Annotated in this window: 1 protein-coding gene and 1 pseudogene; one reads left to right on the top strand and one right to left on the bottom strand. The window is 38.7% G+C overall.

The genetic code is table 11. The features are described from left to right. Positions 1–154: pseudogene (locus C200_RS12225) on the bottom strand (IS982 family transposase); the annotation flags it as partial. A 411-nt stretch (positions 155–565) separates the two neighbouring features. Between C200_RS12225 and C200_RS12220 the strand changes: the two are divergent. Next, complete coding sequence (locus C200_RS12220; protein ID WP_016212202.1) at positions 566–1,813, top strand: glutaminase; 1,248 nt, start codon at positions 566–568, stop codon at positions 1,811–1,813. Positions 1,814–1,967 lie beyond the last annotated feature (154 nt).

The raw sequence follows: 1,967 nt of genomic DNA, 5'->3' as shown, positions 1-1,967 counted from the left end.
AAATCATGATGGTCATTATTTCGCTCGTTGACATGCGGCTTGGTTTATTGCGCTGCTTATCTTGGTGCTCAAGTAATGAGGCTTTCCAGTGAGGCAAGAAAACCTGACAAAAGTCATCGACAATACAAAACAAACCGATTAAGCTGGTATCCATAAGTAGCTCCTTGCAATGGATTTAGACTTTGAGAACCTAAATATTAATTGCAAACGGGCTGCTTTTTCAATAGGACCTTATATCGAACTCACGTTATAATTGTAAAATTCATTGTGAAATTACAAAATTTATGTTTTTAATATAAACGTCGCGACACTAAACTAAGTTCTATATTTTGAGAAAAGTGAAAAATTTGGCTTAGACATGATTTTGGTCCAGTGATAAGTAAATAGCTAATGAGCACTAACATTGTCTGAAGTGCAATCTGAAGCTTCTAGAGTGGGTCAGGATTAATCAGCTTTTAAAAAAGTACTCGACAGTAAAAAACAGCTAAATTTTATCTCTTTAAATTAAAGTTTTCATTTCATTGGACTTAAAACACCATTTGAAATAAATTTTGGAGAAAAATATATGCCTTTTAGTGATAAAATCAAGCAAATTGAAGAATCCTTCCAAGAAGTACAAGATAAAAAAAGCCAAATTATTGTTGAAACTAAAGCAAAAAATGCAGATTACATAGCAAGGCTTGCTGATCAGGATCCAGACATTTTTACTACAGGTGTTACCTTTGGCGATAATGAGATTGGAATTTTCGGTAGCCAAGAGCATCAAGCGACGAAAGTAACCATTCAATCTGTTTCTAAATTCTTTACTGATCTTCTTGCATCCCAGAATAATCCTCAGTTACTTGATCGGCTTGTAGCAAGAGAAAAAACAGATCTACGATTTAATGCCCATGCCAGTCGACTATCTAGTGCTTTAAACAGAGAAAATCCACTCTTAAGCGATTACCCTAATAAAGCCAGCAGTGCGCTAAAAAGCTTTGTGGATGTTGATCGGCGGCTAGATTATTGGCTAAAAGATGATACCTATTTTGATAAGGCTGCCAATCCATCAGTAAACTATGGAGCCATTCTAACCGTTTATGCATCACTACCTGACCCGAGTGTCCTTGAGCTACCGCCATTAGATCCTTATAATACAACTCAAGAGGACGTTGACCAGCTCGCCCAGCCCGTTATTGACCTGCTATCAAGTATGGCGAAGACGAGGCATGAAAGTCAAGCCAAAATTTGCACAGACCTTCAAACATTTATTTCTGAGCTTGAGGGAGCAGAAAATAATAGACGGCTTATTGAGCAAATGAAAAAGCATAGGCTGCTTCCAGAGAGTGTTAACTCAGAAAGATTGTTACAAATGTACACTGCCAATTGTTCGATTTATATGGATGTTAACCAACTTACACGTGCTGCTGCAACTTTAGCAAATCGAGGACTTAATAGAAGCACACAAAAAATGGTGATGGAACCACGAATAGTAGATAAAGCTCTACAAACAATAAAGCATACTGGACTATATAACGGTACAGATGGATTTCATGCTGTGGCTGGAGAAGAAGTTTGTGCGAAATCAGGCGTCGGTGGTGTAATTTTAGGGATTTATCCAGGCCAAGGTGCTTTAGTGACCATCTCCCCGCCTCTCGATGAGAAAGGTAATAGCGCCATTGGGGCTGCAATGTTTGAATGCGTGCATAAAAAAAAGGTTTTTCAACCCTCTACTCCAAGAGAGCTATATGAAACAGCATCAATGCTGCAATCAACAGATAGCGCGGCTTATCAACAATCGAGTACATTCACTGCCAGCCATAGCAGCATCTGACAGCATAGCTTAGAACAACCAAACCAAAGGATGTAACACCTTGGCAAGGACAGCCAAAGCGTATAAATATGGCGGTCGCATTCACTGGATGGGTTTGCCGGTTGTTTGCCTAGAAAGTATTGCTGGTAATGTATCTATTTGATTGCTTAGTTAG

Source organism: Piscirickettsia salmonis LF-89 = ATCC VR-1361, from assembly GCF_000297215.2.
GTDB lineage: Bacteria > Pseudomonadota > Gammaproteobacteria > Piscirickettsiales > Piscirickettsiaceae > Piscirickettsia > Piscirickettsia salmonis.
Note: the sequence above shows the minus strand (reverse complement) of the source record. Positions and strands in the feature narration are given on the sequence as shown.

What these genes read in the sequence shown, in the direction of transcription:
- C200_RS12220 (WP_016212202.1), top strand. Translation starts at nt 566, where the DNA reads ATGCCTTTTAGTGATAAAATCAAGCAAATTGAAGAATCCTTCCAAGAA.